This is a genomic window from Cupriavidus sp. GW821-FHT07C08, assembly GCF_059419025.1.
In genome coordinates this window covers 209,993-233,165 of the sequence record NZ_JBWKQZ010000007.1, presented here as the reverse complement: position 1 = coordinate 233,165, position 23,173 = coordinate 209,993, and the positions used below count along the sequence as shown (strand labels likewise).

Annotated in this window: 23 protein-coding genes and 1 pseudogene; 1 reads left to right on the top strand and 23 read right to left on the bottom strand. The window is 64.1% G+C overall.

Translation table 11 applies throughout. The annotated features are described in order from the left end of the window. Positions 1–17: 17 nt before the first annotated feature. The 14 genes and pseudogenes from AC07UK_RS12135 to rfbB all read right to left on the bottom strand — a co-directional run. Positions 18–149: pseudogene (locus AC07UK_RS12135) on the bottom strand (class I SAM-dependent methyltransferase); the annotation flags it as partial. Continuing rightward, positions 146–697 (bottom strand): dTDP-4-dehydrorhamnose 3,5-epimerase, encoded by a 552-nt coding sequence (gene rfbC, locus AC07UK_RS12130; RefSeq protein ID WP_494686738.1) that lies wholly within the window; start codon positions 695–697, stop codon positions 146–148. The gene rfbC (AC07UK_RS12130) and the pseudogene AC07UK_RS12135, both read right to left, overlap by 4 nt. Further along, a complete protein-coding gene (gene rfbG, locus AC07UK_RS12125; protein ID WP_494686739.1) occupies positions 694–1,773 on the bottom strand; it encodes a CDP-glucose 4,6-dehydratase in 1,080 nt (359 codons plus the stop codon). The genes rfbC (AC07UK_RS12130) and rfbG overlap by 4 nt, the downstream gene beginning before the upstream one ends. Continuing rightward, complete coding sequence (rfbF, locus tag AC07UK_RS12120) at positions 1,770–2,537, bottom strand: glucose-1-phosphate cytidylyltransferase (protein WP_494686740.1); 768 nt, start codon at positions 2,535–2,537, stop codon at positions 1,770–1,772. The genes rfbG and rfbF overlap by 4 nt, the downstream gene beginning before the upstream one ends. Next, a complete protein-coding gene (locus AC07UK_RS12115; protein ID WP_494686741.1) occupies positions 2,534–3,856 on the bottom strand; it encodes an ABC transporter ATP-binding protein in 1,323 nt (440 codons plus the stop codon). Before AC07UK_RS12115 ends, rfbF begins: the two co-directional genes overlap by 4 nt. 2 nt (positions 3,857–3,858) lie before the next feature. Then, a complete protein-coding gene (locus tag AC07UK_RS12110) occupies positions 3,859–4,689 on the bottom strand; it encodes an ABC transporter permease (protein WP_494686742.1) in 831 nt (276 codons plus the stop codon). 45 nt (positions 4,690–4,734) lie between these two features. Continuing rightward, complete coding sequence (fcl, locus tag AC07UK_RS12105; protein ID WP_494686743.1) at positions 4,735–5,673, bottom strand: GDP-L-fucose synthase; 939 nt, start codon at positions 5,671–5,673, stop codon at positions 4,735–4,737. 7 nt (positions 5,674–5,680) lie between these two features. Next, positions 5,681–6,811: a GDP-mannose 4,6-dehydratase gene (gmd, locus tag AC07UK_RS12100; protein WP_494686744.1), complete on the bottom strand. Its 1,131-nt coding sequence runs from the start codon at positions 6,809–6,811 to the stop codon at positions 5,681–5,683. Between the two features lie 14 nt (positions 6,812–6,825). Beyond that, complete coding sequence (locus AC07UK_RS12095) at positions 6,826–8,241, bottom strand: mannose-1-phosphate guanylyltransferase/mannose-6-phosphate isomerase (protein WP_494686780.1); 1,416 nt, start codon at positions 8,239–8,241, stop codon at positions 6,826–6,828. Positions 8,242–8,360: 119 nt separating this feature from the next. After that, the gene (locus AC07UK_RS12090; RefSeq protein ID WP_211982319.1) at positions 8,361–9,494 is read right to left on the bottom strand and encodes a glycosyltransferase family 4 protein; all 1,134 of its coding nucleotides are present in this window, start codon (positions 9,492–9,494) and stop codon (positions 8,361–8,363) included. A 69-nt stretch (positions 9,495–9,563) separates the two neighbouring features. Then, on the bottom strand, positions 9,564–10,127 hold the full coding sequence (gene rfbC, locus AC07UK_RS12085) for a dTDP-4-dehydrorhamnose 3,5-epimerase (protein WP_494686745.1): 564 nt from the start codon (positions 10,125–10,127) through the stop codon (positions 9,564–9,566). Continuing rightward, complete coding sequence (gene rfbA, locus AC07UK_RS12080; RefSeq protein WP_436222448.1) at positions 10,127–11,005, bottom strand: glucose-1-phosphate thymidylyltransferase RfbA; 879 nt, start codon at positions 11,003–11,005, stop codon at positions 10,127–10,129. The genes rfbC (AC07UK_RS12085) and rfbA overlap by 1 nt, the downstream gene beginning before the upstream one ends. Positions 11,006–11,013: 8 nt before the next feature. Further along, positions 11,014–11,931 (bottom strand): dTDP-4-dehydrorhamnose reductase, encoded by a 918-nt coding sequence (gene rfbD / locus AC07UK_RS12075; protein WP_494686746.1) that lies wholly within the window; start codon positions 11,929–11,931, stop codon positions 11,014–11,016. After that, the gene (gene rfbB / locus AC07UK_RS12070; RefSeq protein WP_494686747.1) at positions 11,921–12,985 is read right to left on the bottom strand and encodes a dTDP-glucose 4,6-dehydratase; all 1,065 of its coding nucleotides are present in this window, start codon (positions 12,983–12,985) and stop codon (positions 11,921–11,923) included. The genes rfbD and rfbB overlap by 11 nt, the downstream gene beginning before the upstream one ends. Positions 12,986–13,241: 256 nt before the next feature. Between rfbB and AC07UK_RS12065 the strand changes: the two genes are divergently transcribed. Next, complete coding sequence (locus AC07UK_RS12065; protein ID WP_494686748.1) at positions 13,242–14,090, top strand: symmetrical bis(5'-nucleosyl)-tetraphosphatase; 849 nt, start codon at positions 13,242–13,244, stop codon at positions 14,088–14,090. Positions 14,091–14,125: 35 nt separating this feature from the next. Here the strand turns inward: AC07UK_RS12065 and AC07UK_RS12060 are convergent, their stop codons facing one another. The 9 genes from AC07UK_RS12060 to hemDX all read right to left on the bottom strand — a co-directional run bounded on the left by AC07UK_RS12060 (position 14,126) and on the right by hemDX (position 23,168). Further along, positions 14,126–14,959: a lysophospholipid acyltransferase family protein gene (locus AC07UK_RS12060; RefSeq protein WP_494686749.1), complete on the bottom strand. Its 834-nt coding sequence runs from the start codon at positions 14,957–14,959 to the stop codon at positions 14,126–14,128. Continuing rightward, the gene (locus AC07UK_RS12055) at positions 14,956–16,239 is read right to left on the bottom strand and encodes a dihydroorotase (RefSeq protein ID WP_436222453.1); all 1,284 of its coding nucleotides are present in this window, start codon (positions 16,237–16,239) and stop codon (positions 14,956–14,958) included. Before AC07UK_RS12055 ends, AC07UK_RS12060 begins: the two co-directional genes overlap by 4 nt. 62 nt (positions 16,240–16,301) lie before the next feature. After that, positions 16,302–17,276 carry an aspartate carbamoyltransferase catalytic subunit gene (locus tag AC07UK_RS12050; protein WP_114133464.1) on the bottom strand — a complete coding sequence of 325 codons (975 nt, stop codon included), beginning with the start codon at positions 17,274–17,276 and terminating at the stop codon, positions 16,302–16,304. Positions 17,277–17,367: 91 nt separating this feature from the next. After that, a complete protein-coding gene (gene pyrR / locus AC07UK_RS12045) occupies positions 17,368–17,904 on the bottom strand; it encodes a bifunctional pyr operon transcriptional regulator/uracil phosphoribosyltransferase PyrR (protein WP_010813826.1) in 537 nt (178 codons plus the stop codon). Beyond that, a complete protein-coding gene (gene ruvX, locus AC07UK_RS12040; RefSeq protein ID WP_013957752.1) occupies positions 17,901–18,326 on the bottom strand; it encodes a Holliday junction resolvase RuvX in 426 nt (141 codons plus the stop codon). The genes pyrR and ruvX overlap by 4 nt, the downstream gene beginning before the upstream one ends. After that, positions 18,319–18,891, bottom strand: coding sequence for a YqgE/AlgH family protein (locus AC07UK_RS12035; RefSeq protein WP_035816620.1), 573 nt, complete (start codon positions 18,889–18,891; stop codon positions 18,319–18,321). The genes ruvX and AC07UK_RS12035 overlap by 8 nt, the downstream gene beginning before the upstream one ends. A 102-nt stretch (positions 18,892–18,993) precedes the next feature. Then, positions 18,994–19,701, bottom strand: coding sequence for a pseudouridine synthase (locus AC07UK_RS12030; RefSeq protein WP_494686750.1), 708 nt, complete (start codon positions 19,699–19,701; stop codon positions 18,994–18,996). Between the two features lie 151 nt (positions 19,702–19,852). Continuing rightward, positions 19,853–21,043, bottom strand: a complete 1,191-nt coding sequence (locus AC07UK_RS12025; RefSeq protein WP_436222455.1) for a heme biosynthesis protein HemY — start codon at positions 21,041–21,043, stop codon at positions 19,853–19,855. A 4-nt stretch (positions 21,044–21,047) separates the two neighbouring features. After that, positions 21,048–23,168, bottom strand: coding sequence for a fused uroporphyrinogen-III synthase HemD/membrane protein HemX (gene hemDX / locus AC07UK_RS12020; RefSeq protein WP_494686751.1), 2,121 nt, complete (start codon positions 23,166–23,168; stop codon positions 21,048–21,050). Positions 23,169–23,173 lie beyond the last annotated feature (5 nt).

The window sequence follows — 23,173 nt, the reverse complement described above, 5'->3', positions numbered from 1 at the left end:
CCGCATTGGTCGCAGACGAACAGCTTCAACGGAAAGTAGGTCTCGGGCGCGCGCAACGCCGCCTCGCTCAGGTAGGCATTGCTGGGCGGCGCGAAACCGAGATCCAGGAAGACGTTGGTCAGGGAGCTTCCGCAATGGCGGCACTTCATAACTTGATTCCGGAGAATGCGCTTGTCAAAAGAGGATGCGAGCGGTCTCGCTGCGACAGGTCGGCAACGGGCAGAGGCCAGTCGATGCCGAGCCGCGGATCGTCATGCCGCACTCCACCCTCGGCCTCGGGCGCGTAGTGCGCGGTATGCAGGTACAGCAGTTCGGACTCCGGCGCCAGCGTCTGGAAGCCATGGGCGCAGCCCTCCGGGATCACGAGCATCCGCCCGTTCTCCGGGGACAGTTCCACGGCGTGCCAGCGCAGGAACGTGGGCGAGTCTTCGCGCAGGTCCACGGCCACGTCCCAGACGCGTCCGCGCAGGCAGCGCACGCATTTCATCTCGGCGTGGGGCGGCAACTGGTAGTGCATGCCCCGTACCGCGCCCACCTGCGTGGTGCGCGAATGATTGGCCTGCACGATACGCCGTCCGGCCAGCACGCCGGCCAGCTCGCGGTCGCAGTACAGGCGCTGGAAGGCGCCGCGGTGGTCGGCGATCGCCTGCCCCGTGACGACCATCACGCCCGCGATCGGTGTCGCTTCGATGTTCATGGCTGACACCACACCAGGCCCGTTGCTCGCGCCGCCTGCACATACTGGTCGAGCTGCTGCGCGCTGATGACGGCCCCGTCGGCCAGATAGGCGCGGTACCAGGCGACCGTGGCCGCCAGCGCATCGTCGAAGCCCCACACCGGCTGCCACATGAGCTGCGCGCGCGACTTGGCGCTATCGAGGTACAGCAGCCGCGCCTCATGCACGCTGGCGTTGTTGGCCACGTGCCAGCGCATGGCCGGCCACTGCGCCCCGATGCGGGTCATCACCGCCTGCACGGGGCGATTGCCCTCCTCGGCTGGACCGAAATTCCAGGCTTCGGCCGCTTCCTGCTGGCCTGCCAGCAGCCGCTGGCCCAGCAGCAGGTAGCCGCTCAGCGATTCCAGCACGTGCTGCCACGGCCGCGTGGCAGCCGGCGAACGGATCTCCACGTCGGTGTCGGCCACCACGGCACGCACCACGTCGGGAATCAGCCGGTCTTCCGACCAGTCGCCTCCACCGATCACATTGCCGGCCCGCGCCGAGGCCAGTGCCGGCGCGCCCGGCGTATGGAAGAACGAGGCGCGATAGCTGGCTACCAGCAGTTCCGTGGCGGCCTTCGATGCGCTGTAGGGATCGTGTCCGCCCAGGCGGTCGTTCTCGCGATAGCCCCACACCCACTCGTGGTTCTCGTAGCACTTGTCTGACGTCACTACCAGGACGCCGCGTACCGACGGTGCCTGCCGGCAGCATTCCAGCAGGTTGGCCGTGCCCATGACGTTGGTGGCCCAGGTGTCGACCGGCTCGCGATACGAACGGCGCACCAGCGGCTGCGCGGCCAGGTGGAACACCAGATCGGGCTGCACCTCGCTCACGACGCGCGCCAGCGCGTCCCTGTCGCGAATGTCCACGTGGTGCGAAGCGATGTCGAGGCCGAGCAGGTCCCAGTGGTTCGGGGACGTTTCGGGTGGCAGCGCCACGCCCGTCACGATCGCGCCAAGGCGCGACAGCCAGAGCGCGAGCCAGCTACCCTTGAAGCCCGTGTGCCCCGTCAGCAGGATGCGACGGCCACGATAGGCATCGCCGAATTCGGTCATGCCCACACCTTCCAGAGCGGGTTCGATTCCCACATGTCTTCCAGGTGGTTCTTGTCGCGCAGCGTGTCCATGGCCTGCCAGAAGCCGCTGTGCTGATAGGCCATCAGCTCGCCTTCATTGGCCAGGCGCTGCAGCGGCGTCGATTCCCAGCTGGTGCGGTCGTTCTCGATATAGTCGAAGACCTGCGGCTCGAGCACGAAGAACCCGCCATTGATCCACGCGCCGTCGCCGGCAGGCTTTTCCTGGAAGTTGCTCACGGCCGGGCCGTTCAGGTTCAGCGCTCCGTAGCGTCCGGGCGGCTGGATCGCCGTCACGGTGGCCAGCTTGCCGTGCTGCTTGTGGAACTTGAGTAGGGCGCCGATATCGAGGTCCGTCACACCGTCGCCATAGGTAAAGCAGAATGTGTCGTCGCCCACGTAGTCGCGCACGCGCTTGAGACGGCCACCGGTCAGCGTCTCGGCGCCGGTGTCGATCAGCGTCACGCGCCAGGGTTCCGCGTAGCGCTCGTGCACTTCCATGTGGTTGCGCGCCATGTCGAACGTCACGTTCGACATGTGCAGGAAGTAGTTGGCGAAGTACTCCTTGATGACGTAGCCCTTGTAGCCCAGGCAGATCACGAAGTCGTTGATCCCGTAGTGGGAATAGATCTTCATGATGTGCCACAGAATCGGCTTGCCACCGATCTCGATCATGGGCTTCGGCTTCAGGTGCGATTCCTCGCTGATACGCGTGCCCAGGCCGCCCGCAAGAATGACGACTTTCATGCCGGTGCTCCAATTCGCCATTGCAGGCGCGGGCGGATCACGCCCGGAATGGCCTGCATGTAGCCATTGCGATAGGTGGTGTCGGAGAGGTTGTCGACGACCGCCAGCGTCAAGGCGCCCGGAACGTTGGCGTGAACAACCTGCCCGTGGTTGAAGGAGGAAATCGCGCTCTGCACCGTATAGGTGCCGTTGTTCAACAGGTTGGCGGGGACCACGCAGTCTGCGACGTAGGCTCCGGCGTCCAGCTGGCGCACCTCGCTGCTCGGTGGCGTTACGATGCCGACGTACATTCCATCCGCCGTGCGGATATGGAGATTCGGCACATAGATGTGGCCGGAGGGCTGCAGCACGCGGAATGCAACGCGGATGGTGACCGGCTCGTTGATCGGCACCGCACCGTTGGCGGCGCCATTCTGGCCGACCAGCTCGACGGTCTCGATCTGGACCAGATCGTCGCCAACAGGGGGTTCCAATACGCACTTGCCAAGAAGATTCGGACTGATCTCGTCCATGCCACTCGTGCTCAGCTGCATGTACTCCTCGACCACGTCCTGTGCGGGGCCCATGCGCTTGATCTGCCCCTTCTCGAGGTAGATCGCCGAGCTGCAGAACTGGCTGATCGCTGGGGCGCTGTGACTGACGAACAGCACCGTGCGACCTTCCTCGCTGAACCTGCGCATCTTGTTCAGGCATTTTCGCTGGAAGCGGGCGTCGCCCACTGCAAGCACCTCATCGAGGATCAGCACCTCGGGGTCCAAGTGCGCAGACACCGAAAACGCCAGCCGCACATACATGCCGCTGGAATAATGCTTGACCGGCGTATCGAGGAAACGCTCGACCTCGGAGAACGCCACGATTTCATCGAATTTCTTGCGGATCTCGCTGCGCGGCATGCCCAGGATAGCGCCATTCAGAAAGATATTCTCGCGACCAGTCAGTTCGGGATGGAAACCCGTGCCGACCTCGAGTAGGCTCGACACGCGCCCGCGAATCGTGATGCGCCCGTGCGTCGGCTCGGTAATCCGGCTCAGAATCTTCAGAAGCGTCGATTTGCCCGCACCATTGGCCCCGACGATTCCCACGCGCTCGCCGGTCTTCACCTCGAACGAGATGTTGTTCAGGGCGTAGAAATCCTCGGTGGGCTGCGTCTCGTCCGTCGGCAACGCGACGGCGTTGGTCTTGGACCGACCCAGCATGCGAGCCCCAACGGAACGCACGTTGCGCTCGATCGCCGCGCGCAGCGATTCGTCACGATTGTTGCGCTGGTGGGCGATCGTGTAGCACTTGGACAGGTTCTCGACGTGAATGGCAATGGTCATGGTCAGATCACATCCGCAAAAGTAGCTTCCGTCTTGCGGAAATACCAGATACCGGTCACGACGAGTGCCACGCTCATCACCACCGAAACCGCCAGGCCGGGCCAGAAGATGGTGAACTCACCGCCGAGGATGGCCCAGCGAAAGCCGTCGATCACGCCCACCATCGGATTGAGCGAATACACGAAGCGCCACTTCTCGGGCAGGATTTGGCTGCTGTAGCCTACCGGCGACACATAGACGCCAAGCTGCAGCACGAACGGAATCAAATGCCGGAAATCGCGATAGCGGACGTTAAGCGCCGCGGTCCACAGGCCTAAGCCGAACGAGACCAGGACCGTCAGCAGGATGAACGCCGGCACGAACACGATCTGCCAGTTCGGCACGAAGCGGAACCATGCCATCACCAAGAACAGCAACACGAACGTGATCAGGAAATCGACGATCGATACGGTGATAGAGCCAACCGGAACGATCAGGCGCGGAAAATAGATCTTGGAAAGCAGGTTGGCATTGCCGATCAGGCAGTTGCTGCACTCGCTCAGCGCGCTCGAGAAAAAGAACCACGGCAGCAACCCCGTGAACACCACCAGCGAATACGGCACGTTCCCCGACGCCAGGTTTGCCACCTTGCCGAACACGAAGGTGAACACCAGCATGGTCAGGAATGGCCGGATCAGGACCCAGCTCGTGCCCACCACGGTCTGCTTGTAGCGCACGATGATGTCGCGCCAGACCAGGAACATCAGCAGTTCGCGATGGCGCCAGAAGTCGCGCCAATAGTCCTTGGCGGCACGTCCGCTTTCAAGATAGGTAACGTTGTCTGCCGTACTCATATTGCTCGTTGGTCAGGTGCTGCCATGCAGCCTCTTCCGGATGGGTTATTGCGCCTTGGCGTAGTGCTCGACGAACCACGCGTAAGTTTGCGCCACGCCTTCGCGCAATTCGACTTGCGCCTTCCAGCCAAGCGCGCTCAGCCGGGTGACGTCCATCAGCTTGCGCGGCGTGCCGTCGGGCTTGCTCAGGTCCTGTACGATGCGGCCCTGGTAGCCCGTCACGTCCTTGACGATATCGGCGAGCTCGCGAATCGACACGTCGCTGCCAACACCCACATTGACAAAGCCTTCGTCCGAGTAGTTCTCCATCAGGAACACGGCAGCTGCACCCAGATCGTCCACGTGCATGAACTCGCGACGCGGCGTGCCCGTGCCCCAGACCACCACTTCCTCGTCGCCACGCGCCTTGGCTTCGTGGAACTTGCGCAGCAGCGCCGGCAGCACGTGGGAGTTCTCCAGATCGAAGTTGTCGCCCGGACCATAGAGGTTGGTCGGCATCAGCGATATCGCATCGAAGCCGTACTGGCGGCGGTATGCCTGGCACATCTTGATGCCTGCAATCTTGGCAATTGCGTACCACTCGTTGGTCGGCTCGAGCTCGCCCGTCAGCAGGCAGCTTTCCGGCATCGGCTGCGGTGCGAACTTCGGATAGATGCACGATGAGCCGAGGAACAGCAGCTTGCGCGCGCCGTTCTTCCACGCCGAGTGGATAACATTGGTCTGAATCGCGAGGTTGTCGCGGATGAACTCGGCCGGATAGGTGTTGTTGGCATGGATGCCGCCCACCCTTGCCGCCGCCAGGAACACATACTCGGGACGCTCGATCTCGAAGAATGCCTCCACGGCGGCCTGGTCGGTCAGGTCGAGTTCCGCATGCGTACGTTGCACCAGGTTGTCGTAACCGGCCGCGCGCAGGCGGCGCACGATCGACGAGCCCGCCAGGCCGCGGTGCCCTGCCACATAAATCTTGGCTTGAGGATTCATCGCGCGCTTACTCGTGGTAATTGAAAGCCTTGAAGCCCGCTTCCTTCACGAGGCTGTCGCGGCGTGCCAGGTCGAAGTCGGCTTCCACCATTTCACGGACCAGCTCTGCAAAGGTCGTGCGCGGCGTCCAGCCCAGCTTCTCGCGGGCCTTGGTCGGATCGCCCAGCAGTGTCTCCACTTCGGCGGGACGGAAATAGCGCGGGTCCACGCGGACGATGGTCTGGCCCACGGCAACCTTCAGGCCAGCGGCGGCGGTCTTTTGCGAATCTACGCTGTCGACGATACCGATCTCGTTGACACCCTCGCCTTCGAAGCGCACGGTGATGCCGAGCTCGGCAGCGGCGATGCGCACGAAATCGCGCACCGAATACTGCACACCGGTAGCGATGACGAAATCCTCGGGCTGCTGTTGCTGGAGCATCATCCACTGCATTTCCACGTAGTCGCGGGCGTGGCCCCAGTCGCGCAAGCTGTTCAGGTTACCCAGATACAGGCAGTCCTGCAGGCCCAGTGCGATACGGCTGATGGCGCGCGTGATCTTCCGGGTGACAAAGGTCTCGCCACGCAGCGGCGATTCGTGGTTGAACAGGATGCCGTTGCAGGCATACATGCCATACGACTCGCGGTAGTTCACGGTAATCCAGTAGCCATAGAGCTTGGCCACCGCGTACGGCGAACGCGGGTAGAACGGCGTGGTTTCCTTTTGCGGAATTTCCTGAACCAGGCCGTAGAGCTCTGACGTTGACGCCTGGTAGAAACGCGTCTTCTTTTCCAGGCCCAGGATTCGGATCGCCTCAAGCAGGCGCAGCGTGCCAAGTGCATCGCTGTTAGCCGTGTATTCGGGGCTGTCGAACGAAACCGCCACGTGCGACTGCGCGCCGAGGTTGTAGAGCTCGTCCGGCTGCACCTGCTGGATGATGCGGATCAGGTTCGTGGAGTCGGTCAGGTCACCGTAATGCAGGATGAAATTGCGGTGATCGACGTGCGGATCCTGATACAGATGGTCAATACGATCCGTATTGAACAGCGATGCGCGGCGCTTGATGCCATGCACCTCATAGCCCTTGTTCAGCAGAAACTCTGCGAGGTAGGCACCATCCTGACCGGTAATCCCTGTAATAAGCGCGACCTTCTTCATTGCGTATCCTGTTCTTAAGTTCTGCCATAGGAGTCTTCGAAGCGGACGATGTCGTCCTCCTCGAGATAATCCCCACACTGGACTTCGATCATGACCAGCGGCAACTTGCCCGGGTTTTCAAGCCGGTGGCGGTTTCCTGCCGGAATGTAGGTGGACTCGTTCGTATGGATGAGCATTTCCTTCTCACCATTGACGACCTTTGCCATGCCACTCACTACGATCCAGTGCTCGCTACGGTGGTAGTGCATCTGGAGCGACAGCGATGCGCCCGGCTTGACTTCAATGCGCTTGATCTTGAATCGCATGCCGCCTTCGAGCACGGTATAGGTGCCCCACGGGCGATGTACCTTGCGGTGAATCTTGCTGGCCGAATGACCCTGGGAATTCAGCTGGCGAACGATCTCCTTCACTTCCTGCGCGCGCGACTTGTCGGCGATCAGCAGGGCATCGGCCGTGTCCACCACGATCAGGTCGTTGGTACCGACCAGGCTGACCAGTCGGTCTTCACTGCGCACATAACAATTCGCGGAATCATGCAGCAGTGCTTCGCCTTCCACCTTGTTGCCGCAGGCGTCTGCGTCGGTCATGTCGCTGATCGCGCTCCATGAGCCGACATCGCTCCAGCCGATTTCGCAGGGAACGACGGCGACATCAGAAGACTTTTCCATCAACGCATAGTCGATGGAAATATTCGGCGCCTGCTCGAAGGTCTGCGCATCCAGCGTACGCTGGGTGAGCTTCTCGCCGCGCAGTTGTTTCGACGCCGCCATGCACGCGCGTACTGCTGCCAGCACGTCAGGCGCATGCGTTTCGAGCTGGCTCAGTACCGTGCCGGCGCGGAAGCAGAATATGCCCGCATTCCAGAAATGCTGGCCGCTGGCGCAATATTCGGTGGCCTTCTCCAGCGACGGCTTTTCAACGAACCGCTGTACCTTCGAACCATCGGCCTCGATATAGCCATAGCCGGTTTCCGGACCTTCCGGACGAATGCCGAGCGTCACGAGCTGTCCCTGCGCCGCCAGGACGCGCGCCTGCGCGATGGCATCCGCAAACGCGGCCTGATCTTTGATGACATGATCGGCGGCAAGGATCAGCAGCGTGGCATCGTCGCCATGGCGTTCGGCCACATCGATGGCCGCTGCAGCGATGGCTCCCGACGTGTTCCGTCCGAACGGCTCCAGCAGATACGAAGTCGCCAGGCCAGCGTCGTTCACTTCGCGATACTCATCCTCGGTCTTGAAGAACAGTTCGCGATTCGTCACCGTCAGGACTTCGGTGACGTCGGGCAGTGCAGCGGCCCGCAGAAACGTCTTCTGCAACAGGCTGTGTGCGCCTGCCAGCCGGATAAACGGCTTTGGATGAAGCTCGCGGGACACCGGCCACAGTCTGGTACCCGCTCCACCCGAGAGAATCACAGGAACAAAAGTCATAGAAATCGCAAGCTCCAGCGTCCGGCTATTCCAAAATCCATTCATGATCCATGCCACCTTGCCGTCCGGCCGGGCATATTTGCGTGGATCGCTGCCAATTCATACGTTATCTGCCCCGATTAGACCAGGGCATGAATCACATTCCGATAATGCTCAATAATAAATTTCTCGTCGAAACTGGACTGCATCTTGGCACGACCGGCAACACCCATACGACGCCATCCTTCACGGTCGCGCTCCATCATCGCTTCCATCTTGGCGGCCAGGTCTCGCGGGTCCCGCTCCCGGCATAGCAGCCCTGTCTCTTCGTGATCCACCACATCCACGCACCCGGGTACCGCAGTGGCTACTATCGGCCGTTCCATGGCGGCGGCTTCGAGTAGCGCGCGGGGAATGCCTTCGCGATAGGAAGGCAACACCACGCAACTGGCCGCACCGATCACGGGGCGAATGTCCCGGACCGTGCCCAGGTATTCGACGACGCCTTCCTTCACCCAGGCATCGACCTGGCTTTGCGGTATCGCACTGGGACTCTCGCCACCCGCCGGGCCCACCATCTGAAAGCGCACGTGCCGGTATTTGGCCTTCAACGCACGCGCGGCGGCCACATATTCGCCAACGCCCTTGTCCCACAGCATCCGCGCAATCAGCAGGAAGCAGAATTGATCGGGTGCCGGCTCATTCACGTCCGCAACAGGGGCGAAGAAATCGAGATCGATGCCCTCACCCGGCAATACCGTGCACTTCTTTCCGTCCACAAGGCGTGCCGATACGAAGGCCAGCCGGTCTTCCTGATTGAGAAACCAGACCTGTCCTGAAAACCGGAGTGCAATGCGATACAGCATTTTGCTAAGGATCGACACCAGCCCCTTGTTGATGAATACGTATCCCAGCCCGGTCGTCACCGCGATCGAACGGATGCCAGCCAACCGCGCCGCAATCGAGCCATAGATGTTTGGCTTGATGGTGTAGTGAAAAATCAGCGCCGGCCTCACACGCAGGTAGAGGGCAAGAAGCGTGGCCACCAGCCGGATGTCCTGAAAAGGATTGCGGCCCTGTGCGGACATCGTCAGCGGATGGACGATACACCCCATTGCCCTCAGCGCGGCGACCTCCGGATCCTCTGGCGCCACCACATGAACTTCGTAGCCATCGCGGATCAGCGAGGCAAGCAACCCCCGACGGAACTGGTACATCGACCACGCAGTGTTTGCACAGAACAGGATGGCCCGGCGCGCCTGTACGTCACGGATTGCTCCGTGTGTGAGCGTACGATGTCCATCACCGGATTGTCGCAAGCAATCTTGTGTCACGACGTCACCCTAGAACGGGCTCGCGACGTCGCGCAGCAGCGGCGCTGCAGCATCGCGGGCATGCAGGATCAGGCCTTCGGTAGCCGGCCAGGCTATGCCGACGTCGGCATCATTCCAAGCGATTGCAAATTCGAACTGCGGATCATAGTAGTCCGTCATCTTGTACAGCACGTCTGCATAGTCGGATGTCACCATGAAGCCGTGCGCGAAACCCTCCGGAATCCAGAGTTGCCGGAAATTCTGCGCCGACAATGTCACACCCACCCACCTTCCAAAAGTCGGCGAAGCCTTGCGAAGGTCCACTGCAACATCAAATATCTCGCCGGCCATCACATGCACCAGCTTGCCTTGCGGTTTGCGCGTCTGGTAGTGGAGCCCCCTGAGCACGTTACGCACGGACCTCGACTCATTGTCCTGGACGAACTTGCGGCGAATGCCGGTTGCGCGCTCGAAGACGCGCTCGTTGAAGCTCTCCAGAAAATGACCGCGTTCATCCTGAAACACTCGAGGCTCAAGAATTAGAACATCGGGGATCGAGGTCGGCGTAGCCGTCAGGCCAGGCTGCTGATCCATTACCTGTATCCCTCCGCAAGCAGGCTGTGCAGATACTGCCCGTACGAGTTCTTTGCCAAGCCATTGGCCATCTGCTCGACTGCCTCCGCACCGATCCACTTGTTTCGAAAGGCGATTTCCTCCGGACACGCAACCATCAGTCCCTGCCGCTTCTGCACGGTGGCAATGAAACTTGCCGCCTCCAGCAGCGAGTCATAGGTGCCCGTATCCAGCCAGGCGTAACCGCGCCCGAGGACCTCGACCTCGAGTTGCGCCATCTCGAGATAGCATTTATTCACGTCAGTGATCTCGAGCTCGCCACGCGCAGATGGACGAATATCGGCCGCGATATCGCAAACTTGATTGTCGTAGAAGTACAGCCCGGTCACCGCGTAGTTGGAGCGGGGCTCCATGGGCTTTTCCTCGAGCGACAGCGCACGGAACTCCTTGTCAAACTCGACCACGCCATAGCGCTCGGGGTCATGCACGTGGTACGCAAACACAGTGGCGCCAGCTTGCCGGGAGGACACTTCCTTCAATTGCCGAATCAGGGCATGGCCATGGAAAATATTGTCGCCCAGGATCAGCGTCGACGGATCATTTCCCACGAAATCACGGCCAATGATGAAGGCCTGCGCCAAGCCGTCCGGTGATGGCTGTACCGCGTACTGCAGGTTAAGACCCCATCTGGAGCCGTCTCCAAGCATCTCGGTAAAGCGCGGCGTGTCTTCCGGTGTCGAGATGATGAGGATGTCGCGAATACCCGCCAGCATCAAGGTCGACAGCGGGTAGTAGATCATTGGCTTATCGTAGACAGGCAGCAGTTGCTTCGAGACCGATCGTGTGATCGGGTAGAGGCGCGTGCCGGAGCCTCCGGCCAGAATAATTCCTTTGCGCATGGGTAGTATCAGGAAAGGATCTGATCGATCAGGTAATGCACGCCCGATCGCCACTCCGGAAGGTGAATGTCAAACGTCTCGCGCAGCTTGCGTGTATTCAGACGCGAATTGGCCGGCCGCGGCGCAGCACGCGGGAAGGCCGTCGCGGGGATCGCCTCGATTCCATCCGGATCAACTTTCAGCACCACGCCCTTGCCGGCCGCGTAGCGCAATACTTCGGTGGCATAGCCATGCCACGATGTCTCGCCTGCGGCTGCTAGGTGGTAAATGCCCGACGGAAACGCAGCACGGTTTCCGTGCAGCCACGCCCGGTCGATGATGCGAGCAGTCACATCGGCGACCAACGACGCCGTCGTGGGGGCACCGAACTGGTCGTTGACCACACGCAGCGTATCGCGCTCGCGGCCCCGCTGAAGCATGGTCCGCGCAAAATTTTCGCCGTGCGCGCCCGCTAGCCAGCTAGTGCGCAGCACGATTGCCGGAGCACCCGCCCCGGCAACCGCCAGCTCACCTGCGAGCTTGCTCTTGCCATAGACAGACAGCGGTCCGACATCATCGGTTTCCTCGTAAGGCTTGTCACCAGTGCCGGAAAAAACGTAGTCCGTGGAATAGTGCACCAACAGACTGCCCAGCGAGCGCGCCTCCTCAGCCAGCACCCCTGGTGCCACGCCGTTTACAGCGAATGTGAGCTCGGCCTCGGATTCGGCCTTGTCCACCGCCGTATAGGCAGCGGCATTGACAATCACGGCAGGACGCATCCGACGCACCAGAGCCCGTACGGCATCTGGTTCCCCGAGATCGCATGCACCATGATCCAGAGCTATAACATGACCAAGTGTGGCCAGACTGCGACGCAGTTCGAAACCGACTTGCCCGTTGCTTCCTGTTACAAGAATAGTAGGCGCCAGAGGTTGCTTATGCAGCATATTGCTTGGCTACCCAGTTTCGGTACCCGCCCGAGATCACGTCTTGCACCCATGCCTGGTTATCCAGATACCACAGCACGGTCTTGCGCAGGCCGGTCTCAAATGTCTCGGCAGGTCGCCAGTTCAGTTCGCGCTCGAGCTTGCTGGCATCGATTGCGTATCGGCGATCATGGCCCGGCCGATCCTTCACGAACGTGATCTGATCGCGATAGGAACCCGCGGCCTTGGGCTTCAGTTCGTCGAGAAGGTCGCACAATATGTGCACCACTTCAAGGTTGGTTTTCTCGTTCCAACCGCCCACGTTGTACGTCTCACCCAGGCGGCCCCGTGCAAGCACTTCCCGGATGGCGCCGCAGTGATCCTCCACATACAGCCAGTCGCGCACATTCTGGCCATCGCCATACACGGGCAGGGCATTACCCGACAGTGCGTTGGTGATCATGAGCGGAATCAGCTTTTCCGGGAAATGATATGGGCCGTAGTTGTTCGAGCAGTTCGTTGTCAGCACCGGCAGACCGTAGGTATGGTGGTAGGCGCGGACCAGGTGGTCGGAGGCGGCCTTCGACGCGGAGTACGGGCTGTTCGGAGCGTAGGGGGTTGCTTCGGAAAATTGAGGATCCTGCGGCCCCAGGGAGCCGAAAACCTCGTCGGTGGAGACGTGCAGAAAGCGGAAACCGGCCTGCGCGGCCCCGTCCAGCCCCCCCCAGTAGGCGCGCACGGCCTCGAGCAGCGTGAAGGTTCCCACGATGTTGGTCTGAATGAATTCAGCCGGACCGTGGATGGACCGGTCGACATGGCTTTCCGCAGCAAAATGCACAACCGCGCGCGGCTTGTACTCTGTCAGCAGGCGATCCAGGGCGGCACGGTCACAGATATCCGTTTGGACAAAGACGTGGCGTGCATCGCCGTCCAGCGATGCCAGCGTCTTGAGATTGCCGGCATACGTCAGCTTATCGGCGTTGACAATGCTGTCCGCCCCTGGCTGTGCCAGCCAGTTGAGGACAAAATTGGCGCCTATAAACCCCGCCCCGCCCGTGACCAAAATGTGCGACAAAATGCTTGCTCCCCTGCCTTCGATATGTTTCGAGTTGCCGACAAAACCCGGCCGTCCGCCCGTTCCTATGATGGCTGGCGGAATCCTTAAGTCCTTGTGGAAGTGGCGGTATTCTATCTGACCCCGACGCTCTCCCCCGACCCATTACCTAACTTTTTGTAGCGTCTTGTAACGATTCGCCAAATCGATTAAGTGATCTCTGGAGAATGCGCGTTCTGGCACTTCCCCGCCCATCCACATATATCTGGCAATACCAATGCCCGTTAATCGCCCCTTGAAAGATGTCCCCTTCGCCATCGGCGACCTTCAGGGCTGCGCCCCCTCCCTTGGCTCTCTTTTTAGGGCACTGCCGCCGGATGTCCCTCTCCGCTTAGTCGGCGACCTGGTGAACCGCGGGCCAGCCTCACTTGCAACGTTGCGCACCGTCCATGCCATGGCCCCCCATGCCGAAACCGTCCTCGGCAACCACGACATCCACCTCCTCGCCGTCGCCGCAGGCGTGCGCAAGAAGGGCAAATCCGACACCCTGGACGACATCCTCACCGCCCCCGATTGTGAGGACCTACTCACCTGGCTCCGCCACCGCCCCCTGGCCCTGCTGGAAAACAACTTCCTCCTCGTCCACGCCGGCGTCCTCCCCCAATGGACCGCCACCCAGGTCATCGACCTCGCCCACGAAGTCGAAGACCAACTCCAAGGCCCCAACTGGCAAGGCTTCCTCGCCGACATCTTCGGCAACGCCGCCAACCGCTGGCACGACGGCCTGCGAGGCGTCGAACGCCACCGCGTGGTGATCAATGCCCTCACCCGGCTGCGCTACTGCACTGTCGATGGCGTGATGGACTTCAAGACCAAGGAGGGCCTGGGCAAGGCGCCGGACGGGTTCATGCCGTGGTTCGACGTGCCGGGGCGGCGTACCGGGGATGTGACAGTGGTATGCGGCCATTGGTCGACGCTGGGCCTGGTCATGCGGCCGAACTTGATGGCGCTGGATACGGGCTGCGTCTGGGGTGGCAAGCTGACGGCGGCCCGGTTGGCACAGGATCCTGCCGAACGGACCGTCGTTCAGGTTGATTGCCCGCAATATTGTGACCCGCTGGCCTGACTGGCAATCCCGCGTTGGCGGGGACGACAGGACGGCTAGCCGATGGCAGCGGGGGTCGGCTGGGGCACGCCGCCGGGCTCGACGGGGTGATTCAACCGTCGGGCCGCAGCGGCTGCGTGTTCCGGCGCGCCCTGGCTGAGGTGGGCGACCACCTCCCTGGCGGAGTTTGCAAGCTCGCGGCGGTCACCCGAGGCCGACACTAGCGCGGGCCCGATTACCAATCTGGCCTTGATCCTGGGTGCGCGCAAGACCGCTTCCAGCGACTGCAGCAGTGTGGTTTCGCCGATGTAGGCGGCGGCAAGCGTCGGTTGACCCGTCGCTGCATCGAGGTAGTTAAGCCCCAGCGGTTGCACTGGCAACCCGCCAGAAATCGGCGCCTGCATCAGGTTGGCGTGGAATGGCAGCACCTCGGTGCCGTCGGTCGTGGTGCCTTCGGGGAACACGCCGACGAGGTCGCCTTGCAGCATCACGTCGGTGATGTCGTGCAGCACGCGGTGGGCATCGCGTTTACGCGCCCGTTCGATGAAGATCGTTCCCGTCTTGTCGCACAGCCAGCCAATCAGCGGCCAGCCGCGTATCTCCGACTTGGCAACGAAGCGCACCGGCTGCCAGCTGTGGATGACGTAGATATCCAGCCACGAAATGTGGTTGGAAACCACCATTGCGCCCTGGCGGCCGGCGCCGTGCGACGCAGCGCCGGTGGCGTCCACCACCTCGACCTCCACCCCGCAAATCCGCAGCAACCGCCGCGACCAGCGGCGGATATGCCACTCGCGCGTGCGCACGCCCAGCCACGGGAACAGCAAGGCACAGGTCACCAGCCCGCGCAGCAGGTGCAGCACCAGCGCGGTCTTGCGCAGCCAGATCATGCGTGGGCGTGGTTTCCGTAGACGACTTGCCCGCCGACCAGGGTCATGCGGACCTTGCCTTCCATCTCGTAGCCGAGCCACGGCGAGTTCTTGCCCTGGCTCTTGATGGAGCGGCGGTCGACCTTCCAGACCTGCTTGGGATCGAACACGCACACGTCGGCGGCGCTGCCGACGGCGAGGGTGCCGGCCTTCAGGCCGATCACGCGGGCGGGTTCGGCGGTGATGCGGGCCAGTGCCTGGGCCAGCGGGACCTTGTGCTCGGCGGCCCAGCGCAGGGTCAGCGGCAGCAGCAGTTCCAGGCCGGTTGCGCCCGGCGATGCCTCGGCGAACGGCAGCAGCTTCTCGTCGTCGTCGACCGGGGTGTGGTCGGAGCACAGGGCGTCGATGGTGCCGTCGGCCAGCGCGGCGACGATGGCGTCGCGGTCGCGCGGGCTGCGCAGCGGCGGCGAGAAGCGCATCTGCGAATTGAAGTAGCCGATATCCATGTCGGTCAGCGAGACGTGGTGGATATTGACGTCGCAGGTCACGGCCAGGCCTTCGCGCTTGGCCTGGCGCACCAGTTCCAGCCCTGCGGCGGACGACAGGCGGCACAGGTGCACGCGCGCGCCGGTGCTGCGCATCAGTTCGAAGATGGTGTGCAGGCGCACGGTTTCGGCGATCACTGACACGCCGGACAGGCCCAGGCGCGACGCCACCGCGCCGCTGGCGGCGACGCCGCCGCCCAGGAACGGGTCTTCCGGGCGCAGCCAGACGGTGAAGCCGAAGGTCTTGGCGTATTGCAGCGCGCGCAGCAGCACCTGGGTGTTGTGCACCGGAGCCTCGGCCTGGCTGAAGCCGACGCAGCCGGCCTCGGTCAGCTGGCTCATCTCGGTCAGGGTCTCGCCCTTCAGGCCCAGCGTCAGCGCGCCCAGCGGGTACACGTGAGTCTGGTTCAGGGTGCGGGCGCGGAATTTCAGCATTTCCACCAGGCCGGGCTCATCGAGCACCGGATCGGTATCGGGCGGGCAGACCAGGCTGGTCACGCCGCCGGCGGTGGCGGCGGCCACTTCGGATTCGAGCGTGGCCTTGTATTCATAGCCGGGCTCGCGCAGGCGCGCGGAGAGGTCGACCAGGCCGGGGCACACGATCAGGCCGCTGGCGTCGATGGTCTTGTTGGCGGTGAAGTCCGCCGGGGCGCTGCCCACGCCGACGATCTTGCCGGCGGCGATGTAGAGGTCCTGCGCGGCGTCGGTGTTGCTGGCCGGATCGATCAGGCGGCCGCCCTTGATGTGAATCTTCATAGCTTGGCTTGTCGTGTCGCTTGGCTGTTTCGGTGTGTTCTGGCTCGTGTCGCTCGACTGCGTCATTCGTCGCTATTTCCCGCCACGATGCCCATTACGGCCATGCGCACGGCGATGCCGAAGGTCACCTGGTTCAGGATCACGGACTGCGGGCCGTCGGCCACGGCGGAGTCGATCTCGACGCCGCGGTTCATGGGGCCCGGGTGCATCACGATGGCGTCGCGATTGGCCAGTGCCAGGCGCTCCGGCGTGAGGCCGTAGGCCTTGAAGTATTCCTGCGCCGACGGCAGCAGCGCGCCGCTCATGCGCTCGTTCTGCAGCCGCAGCATGATGACCACGTCCACGCCCTTCAGGCCCTCTTCCATGTTGTGGAAGACGCGCACGCCCATCTGCTCCAGCCCGGACGGCAGCAGCGTGCGCGGGCCGATGGCGCGCACTTCGGGCACGCCCAGCGTGGTCAGCGCATGGATGTCGGACCGTGCCACGCGCGAGTGCAGGATGTCGCCGACGATGGCCACCGTCAGGTTGGTGAAGTCTTTCTTGAAGTGCCGGATCGTGTACATATCCAGCAGGCCTTGCGTCGGGTGCGCGTGGCGGCCGTCGCCGGCGTTGATCACGTGCACGTGCGGCGCGACGTGCTCGGCGATCAGGTAAGGTGCGCCCGAGCTGGCATGGCGCACCACGAACATGTCGGCGGACATCGCCGACAGGTTGTTGATGGTGTCCAGCAGCGACTCGCCCTTGCTGGTCGACGAGGCGTTGATGTTCAGGTTCAGCACGTCCGCCGACAGCCGCTTGGCGGCGATCTCGAAGGTGGTGCGGGTGCGGGTGGAGTTCTCGAAGAACAGGTTGAACACGCTCTTGCCGCGCAGCAGCGGCACCTTCTTGACATCGCGGTCTGAGTCGGACAGCGATACGAACTGGCTGGCGGTGTCGAGGATGTGCGTGATCATGTCACGCGACAATCCCTCGATCGACAGCAGGTGCTTCAGTTCGCCGTTCTTGGTGAGCTGCGGGTTGCGAAACGTCTTGATCATGGCTGGTCGGGCGCGGGCAAAAAACGGGGGTGGTCTGGTCTTGGAGCTGGGGGTCAGGCGCGCACGGCGCGCCTGGGGCATTCGGGCGGGTTTAGCCGGTGGCGGAATCGGTAGGTTCGGTCGCAAAGGCGAATTGTGCGCCGGCGCCCTCGCCCTGGCGCGACAGCACCAGCGTGGTGCCAGGCGGCAGCGCCATCTCGGCGGCAGTCAGGTCGGCGGCAATCGGCAGCTGGCGCCCGCCGCGGTCGACCAGCACGCCCAGCGCCACGCGCGCGGGACGGCCGTAGTCGAACAGCTCGTTGACGGCGGCACGGATGGTGCGGCCCGTGGCCAGCACATCATCGATCAGCAGGATATTGCGGTCATCCACCGAAAACGGCAGCGTGGTCGGCTGGGCCTGGCTGTGCAGGCCCTTCTTGGCATAGTCGTCGCGATGGAAGGCAACGTTGATCACGCCATGCTCGGGCAGCTTCAGGTCCGCGGCCAGCCGCGCGGCGATCCACGCACCGCCTGAATAGATGCCGGCCACCGACCAGCGCGCGCGCTCGGCCTCGGGGATCAACGCCTGGGCCTGGTCCAGCAGCTTGCGGTACAGCGACTCGGCGTCGGGAACGGAAATCTGCGTCATAGCGGGAATTGGTCGAAATACTGTTGCAGGATGATGCGGGCGGCCTCGGCATCAAGCTCGCCGCGGCGGGCGCCGGCCATCGACGCGGCGCGCGAGGTATAGCGCTCGTCGACCCACTCCACCGGCAGGTCGAAGCGGCCATTGAGCTGGTTGCCGAAACGCCGCGCCAGCTTCATCGAGGGCTGCTCGCCGCCTTCGGGGTTGACCGGCATGCCGACGATCAGCTGCACCGGGTTCCATTCCTGGATGAGTGCCGCCACGGCCTCAAAGCGGCCTTCCACGGTGATATTGGGGAGGATGGTCAACGCACGCGCCTCGCGCGTGATGAAGTTGCCCAGCGCGACGCCGATCTTTTTTTCGCCGTAGTCAAATGCCAGGACCGTGCCGTCGCGGGGCAGTTCACGCCCCACGGCATCAGGCATGCCCGGCCTCGCCGGACAGCATGGTGAAGTCGATGCCCAGCAGCCGGATGGCGGCGGCGAAGCGCTCGTCGGGCGGCACGCTGAAGATGATTTCGGGATCGGCCTGGACCGTCAGCCAGCCGTTGCGGCTGAGCTCTTCCTCCAGTTGGCCGGCACCCCAGCCGGAGTAACCCAGCGTCAGCAGGAAGCGGTGCGGGCCGCTGCCGTTGGCCACGGCCTCCAGCACGTCCTTGGAGGTGGTCATTTCCAGCCCGCCGGGCACGGCCAGCGACGACACATAGACGCCCACCGGGTCATGCAGCACGAAGCCGCGCTCGGTCTGCACCGGGCCGCCGAAGTAGACCGGCTGGTGCGCGACTGGCTGGATTTCAAGCTTGAGGTCGATCTTGTCGAACAGCGTGGCCATGTCGATGTCGATGGGCCGGTTGATCACCAGCCCGAGCGCGCCACGATCATTGTGTTCGCAGATATAGACGACGGAACCCGAAAAAGTCGGATCAGCCATGCCAGGCATGGCAATCAGGAACTGATTGGTCAGATTGATAGGTGCTTCGGGCTTCGCCATGCCTTGCATTTTATCAAATCGCCGGGGGTCTTCCGGAAAAGATTGGCGGGCGCTGCAGTGCAGCAATGAGCGCCCGGCCACGGTCTGGGGTTGCAGTTTGGCTCAATCCTTGCGGGTCAGCGCGGCCAGCTCTTGCGCCGTCAGCCAGCGCCACTCGCCTTCGGCCAGGGCCGGATCGAGCTGCAGGCCGCCAATTGCGCTGCGATGCAGCGCGCTGACATGGTTGCCGGCCGCCGCCACCATGCGCTTGACCTGATGGTACTTGCCTTGCACCAGGGTCAGCCGCAGACTGCGTTCGCCGGTGATCTCACACGCTTCTGCAGCGATCGGCGCCGGTTCGTCGAGCAGCTGCACGCCACTGCACAGCGCTTCGGCCTGCTCCGGCGTGACCGGCTCGGCAGTCGTCACTTCATAGATCTTGGGCACCTTGCGCTTGGGCGAGGTCTGGGCGTGGATGAACTGGCCATCGTCGGTCAGCAGCAGCAACCCGGTGGTGTCGTGGTCCAGCCGCCCCACGGCCTGCACCTCGCGCTGGCGCAGCGGCACCGGCAGCAGGTTGTAGACGCTGGGATGATGGCGCGGGCGCTGCGAGCATTCGTAGCCGGTGGGCTTGTTCAGCATCAGGTAGGCCTTGGTGCAGGCCAGCCATTCCTCGCCGTCTACAGTGAGCCGCAGGCCGTCGACTTCAAACTGCGCGCGCGGGTTTTCGCACAGTTCGCCGTTGACCTCGACCAGCCCGGCGGCGATCAGGTCGCCGCAGTACCGGCGCGTGCCAAAGCCCTGGGATTGGAGGATGCGGTCGAGAGTCATGGAATGGATGATGGTAGGGATGGATGGTGACGCGGCTGCTGTGTGACAGGCCAGATTGCTGCCGCAGTTTGCCTGCGGTCGGTGCGCCCCACTCCCGCTTGCGGGAGAGAGGGAGCACACAATCGGTTAGTTTACGCGCAGCCTGAAATCCTCAGGCCGCCAGCATCGCGCTCTCGCGATAATGCCGTTGCGCGTCGTCGAAGCGCTCGGTTTCCTCGAAGAGCCGCGCCAGCGCCAGGTGCGTGCGCACGCGCAGGCGGCGCTGCTGGTCGGGCTCGGCATATTTCAGCGCGCGCTCGAAGCTGGACTGGGCCTTGCCCCACAGCTTCTCGCCCAGGCACAGCACGCCCAGCGTGTAGTAGAGGTCGGCGTCGGCGGGATGCGCCGCCAGCCATTTCTCCGCCTGCTGGATCTGCGGCAGCGCGTGGCCGGGAACGGCGCAATCGGCATAGCGCAGCACCAGGCGGCTGTCCCAGTTGACCTTGAGCGCGTCTTCGATAATGCGGCGGGCCTCGTTCTGCCGGCCCAGCGCCGCGAAGTAACGCGCCGCGGGTTCGGCGATGCGGGTGGCGCGGCGCTCGTCGGTGGACAGCGAGCGCCAGAACTCAGACAGCGCATCGGCGTCGTGGCGGCGCTCGTCCAGCATGGCTTCGACGGCCATCTGCTTGAGCCGCAGCGCCAGCACCGGATGCAGGGCGTTGCGCTTTTCCAGCGAGCGCGCCAGGCGCAGCACCTCGGTCCAGTTCTTCAGGTGCTGGTGCGCGCGCAACGCGATGCGCTGCACATGGATCTGGCGCGCACCCTGCGACTGCAGCTGGGCGATGGTTTCCAGCGCGCCGTCGGCGTCGCGGGCATCGACCAGCAACTCGGCCATCGACACCAGCCGCGCCTGTTCGCGCTCGGGGTCGGTGACCTGCGACATCCAGGCGTCGCGCCGCTCGGTTTCCTGCATCCGGTGCGCGGCGCGGGCGCCGATCAGCGCGGCGGTCTGGGCCTGGTCGTCCCAGGACTGCGCCTCGCGCGCGGCGCGCTCGGCGCGGGCGAAGCGGCCGGCAAACAGGTTTTCGATCGACTCGCGCAGCGCCGCCTGTGCCTTGCTCATGCGGCTGCGCTCGCGGTAGGCGGCGGCGCGGCGCGGCATGTCGGCCAGATGGCGGACGGTGGACATCACCGTCCACACCACGAAGAACAGCAACAGCAGCAAGGCCAGCGCCAGGTTCAGCGACAGCTCGACGCGATACGGCGGATAGAACAGCACCACATTGCTGTGGTTGAACTGCGTGAACAGGGCCAGCCCGACGGCGCCGCCAAACAGGACCGCAACCCAGAACAGAAGGCGCATGGGCTTACTCCTTCTTCAGGGCATGCAGCGCGCCCAGGCTTTCGGACATGGTCGGCAGCTGCACCGTGACCGCGCCGGCCTGCGCCTGCCGCAGCAGCGTCAGCACCCCCTGCACCCGGCGCGACTTGGTATCGAAATAGCGGCCGATCATCGCCTGCGCGGCGGCCAGGTCATTGCGGAACACGGGTTCGTTGCGCGACAGCAATGCCAGGCGCGCATTGAGCAGGCGCAGCTTGACGTTCTCGCGCAGGAACCAGCCCTGATCGCCCGACAGCAGCAGCGCCTCGGCATCGTCGACCTTGCGGATACGGACCACCTGCGCCAGTTCCTCGCGCAGGTAGTCCCACAGGCGCGTGAACCAGCCCGGACCCGTGCCGTTGGCGGCGGCCGGCGCGCTGGCACCATTGCCGGCGGCACCCTTGCGGGCGTCGGCCTCGCTGCGCTCCAGCATGCGTTCGCTGGACAGCAGCGGCAGTGCGTCGATCTGGTTGATGGCCTCGTCCAGCTTGATTGCGGCACCGGTCAGGTCGGTGTCGGGCACCGCCTTCATGCGCGCGACGTCGCGCGCGATCGCGCGGCGCAGCAGGTTGTATTGCGGCTTGTCGGCGCGCGCCAGGCGGGCGTCGGCGCTTTGCAGCGCGGCCAGCGCCACCTGGACGTTGCCGGTCAGCTGCAATTGCTGGCCGGCACTGGTCAGCAGCTGCTGGATCTCGGCGATTTCCCAGTCGTCGCGGTTGCGCATCAGGTCCTGGTAGACCTGTTCCAGCGCCACCTGCTTGTCGCGGGTCTCGCTGACCTGGTTCTCCAGCGCACCGACCTTGGCCTGCAGTTCCTTGACCGTGTCCTGCGCGTTGCGGGTCAGCACGCGCGACTCCTGCACCAGCGCATCGTTGCTTTGCTGGCGGCGCGCCAGCTCGCCGGTCAGGTGGTCAACGCGCTGCTGCAGCCACCAGAAGCCGCCAGCCGTTGCCACCACCAGCACGGCGACCAGCGCCCACAACGCAGCGGACCGCCGTGAGGCTGCACTGGGAGCAGCGGGGGTAGCGGGGCCCGGCGCGGGCGCGGCTTGCGCCGATGCTGCGGAGGCCGCCGTGGGCGGCGGCGTAGCGGAGGAGGACGTGGTTTCTTGCGTCACGCGTTCGACCTTCGTTGACGTTGCGGGAACTGCTGCGTCCGGCACGGGGGCCGGTGGCGCTTCGGCTTTGGCGCTGGGCGGGCTGGCTTCGGTTGCCGCGCTGGCCATGCTTGCCGGCGCCGGACCGGCATGGGCATCGGCCCACTGCAGGCACGCCGCCAGCAAGCCGGCATCGCCCGGGGCGGCGCGCTGGACATGGGGGAAACCCAGCGCCAGCGCCTGTTCGGCGATTCTCGCATGCGGCGCGATGCACTGCACCTGCCGCAGGGCAGCGTCTTCCTCAGGCGACAGATGCTGGCGTGCCAGCGCGTCAAGGTTGCGCACCGCTTCAGAACTGGTTAGGAGCCACGCATGCGGCGCCGCGCCGGGACGCAGGTTGTCGCGCACGGCCTGCCACTGCATGGCGCTGGGTTCGGGCAGCGTGCGCCGGTAGGCCTCGACGGCCTCGACCTGGGCACCGGCCTCGCGCAGGCGCTTGCCCAGCCAGTCGCGCCCGCCGTTGCCGCGGATGATCAGGACCGGCTTGCCTGCCAGCGCGGCGGGATCGAGCCGGGCCCACAGGGCCTCGGAGTCAAAGCGCAGCGCTTCGGCCTCCGGCGCGATGTCATCGGCGCCCTGCCCGTTCGCGGCAGCGCCCGCGGGCGCGATCACCCTGCACGCGGGCGGAGCGATGCCGCGCTCGGCCAGGGCCGCGACGCTGGCCGGCCCGACCACCGCCACCGGCACCTGCGCCGGCCATTGGGCCACGGCCGCGCCCTGCACGCCGGCCAGCGCGTCGAGCGCGAAGGTAATGGCATTGGGACTGACAAAGACCACCAGCGCAAAGGTGTCCAGCCGCGCCAGTGCCACGCGCAGCGGCGCGTCGTCAGCGGCCGGGCCGATGGCCAGCAAGGGAAAGCTGAGTACGTCCAGGCCCGCGGCCTGCAACGCCTCGGTCAGTTGCCGGGACTGCCCGGCGGGTCGTGTGACAACGACGGTCGGGCTGGGCATGGGGC

Coding starts and splice junctions, on each gene's coding strand:
- rfbC (WP_494686738.1), bottom strand. CDS start 697: ATGAACATCGAAGCGACACCGATCGCGGGCGTGATGGTCGTCACGGGG.
- rfbG (WP_494686739.1), bottom strand. CDS start 1,773: ATGACCGAATTCGGCGATGCCTATCGTGGCCGTCGCATCCTGCTGACG.
- rfbF (WP_494686740.1), bottom strand. CDS start 2,537: ATGAAAGTCGTCATTCTTGCGGGCGGCCTGGGCACGCGTATCAGCGAG.
- AC07UK_RS12115 (WP_494686741.1), bottom strand. CDS start 3,856: ATGACCATTGCCATTCACGTCGAGAACCTGTCCAAGTGCTACACGATC.
- AC07UK_RS12110 (WP_494686742.1), bottom strand. CDS start 4,689: ATGAGTACGGCAGACAACGTTACCTATCTTGAAAGCGGACGTGCCGCC.
- fcl (WP_494686743.1), bottom strand. CDS start 5,673: ATGAATCCTCAAGCCAAGATTTATGTGGCAGGGCACCGCGGCCTGGCG.
- gmd (WP_494686744.1), bottom strand. CDS start 6,811: ATGAAGAAGGTCGCGCTTATTACAGGGATTACCGGTCAGGATGGTGCC.
- AC07UK_RS12095 (WP_494686780.1), bottom strand. CDS start 8,241: ATGACTTTTGTTCCTGTGATTCTCTCGGGTGGAGCGGGTACCAGACTG.
- rfbC (WP_494686745.1), bottom strand. CDS start 10,127: ATGGATCAGCAGCCTGGCCTGACGGCTACGCCGACCTCGATCCCCGAT.
- rfbA (WP_436222448.1), bottom strand. CDS start 11,005: ATGCGCAAAGGAATTATTCTGGCCGGAGGCTCCGGCACGCGCCTCTAC.
- rfbD (WP_494686746.1), bottom strand. CDS start 11,931: ATGCTGCATAAGCAACCTCTGGCGCCTACTATTCTTGTAACAGGAAGC.
- AC07UK_RS12065 (WP_494686748.1), top strand. CDS start 13,242: ATGCCCGTTAATCGCCCCTTGAAAGATGTCCCCTTCGCCATCGGCGAC.
- AC07UK_RS12060 (WP_494686749.1), bottom strand. CDS start 14,959: ATGATCTGGCTGCGCAAGACCGCGCTGGTGCTGCACCTGCTGCGCGGG.
- AC07UK_RS12055 (WP_436222453.1), bottom strand. CDS start 16,239: ATGAAGATTCACATCAAGGGCGGCCGCCTGATCGATCCGGCCAGCAAC.
- AC07UK_RS12050 (WP_114133464.1), bottom strand. CDS start 17,276: ATGATCAAGACGTTTCGCAACCCGCAGCTCACCAAGAACGGCGAACTG.
- pyrR (WP_010813826.1), bottom strand. CDS start 17,904: ATGACGCAGATTTCCGTTCCCGACGCCGAGTCGCTGTACCGCAAGCTG.
- ruvX (WP_013957752.1), bottom strand. CDS start 18,326: ATGCCTGATGCCGTGGGGCGTGAACTGCCCCGCGACGGCACGGTCCTG.
- AC07UK_RS12035 (WP_035816620.1), bottom strand. CDS start 18,891: ATGGCGAAGCCCGAAGCACCTATCAATCTGACCAATCAGTTCCTGATT.
- AC07UK_RS12030 (WP_494686750.1), bottom strand. CDS start 19,701: ATGACTCTCGACCGCATCCTCCAATCCCAGGGCTTTGGCACGCGCCGG.
- AC07UK_RS12025 (WP_436222455.1), bottom strand. CDS start 21,043: ATGCGCCTTCTGTTCTGGGTTGCGGTCCTGTTTGGCGGCGCCGTCGGG.
- hemDX (WP_494686751.1), bottom strand. CDS start 23,168: ATGCCCAGCCCGACCGTCGTTGTCACACGACCCGCCGGGCAGTCCCGG.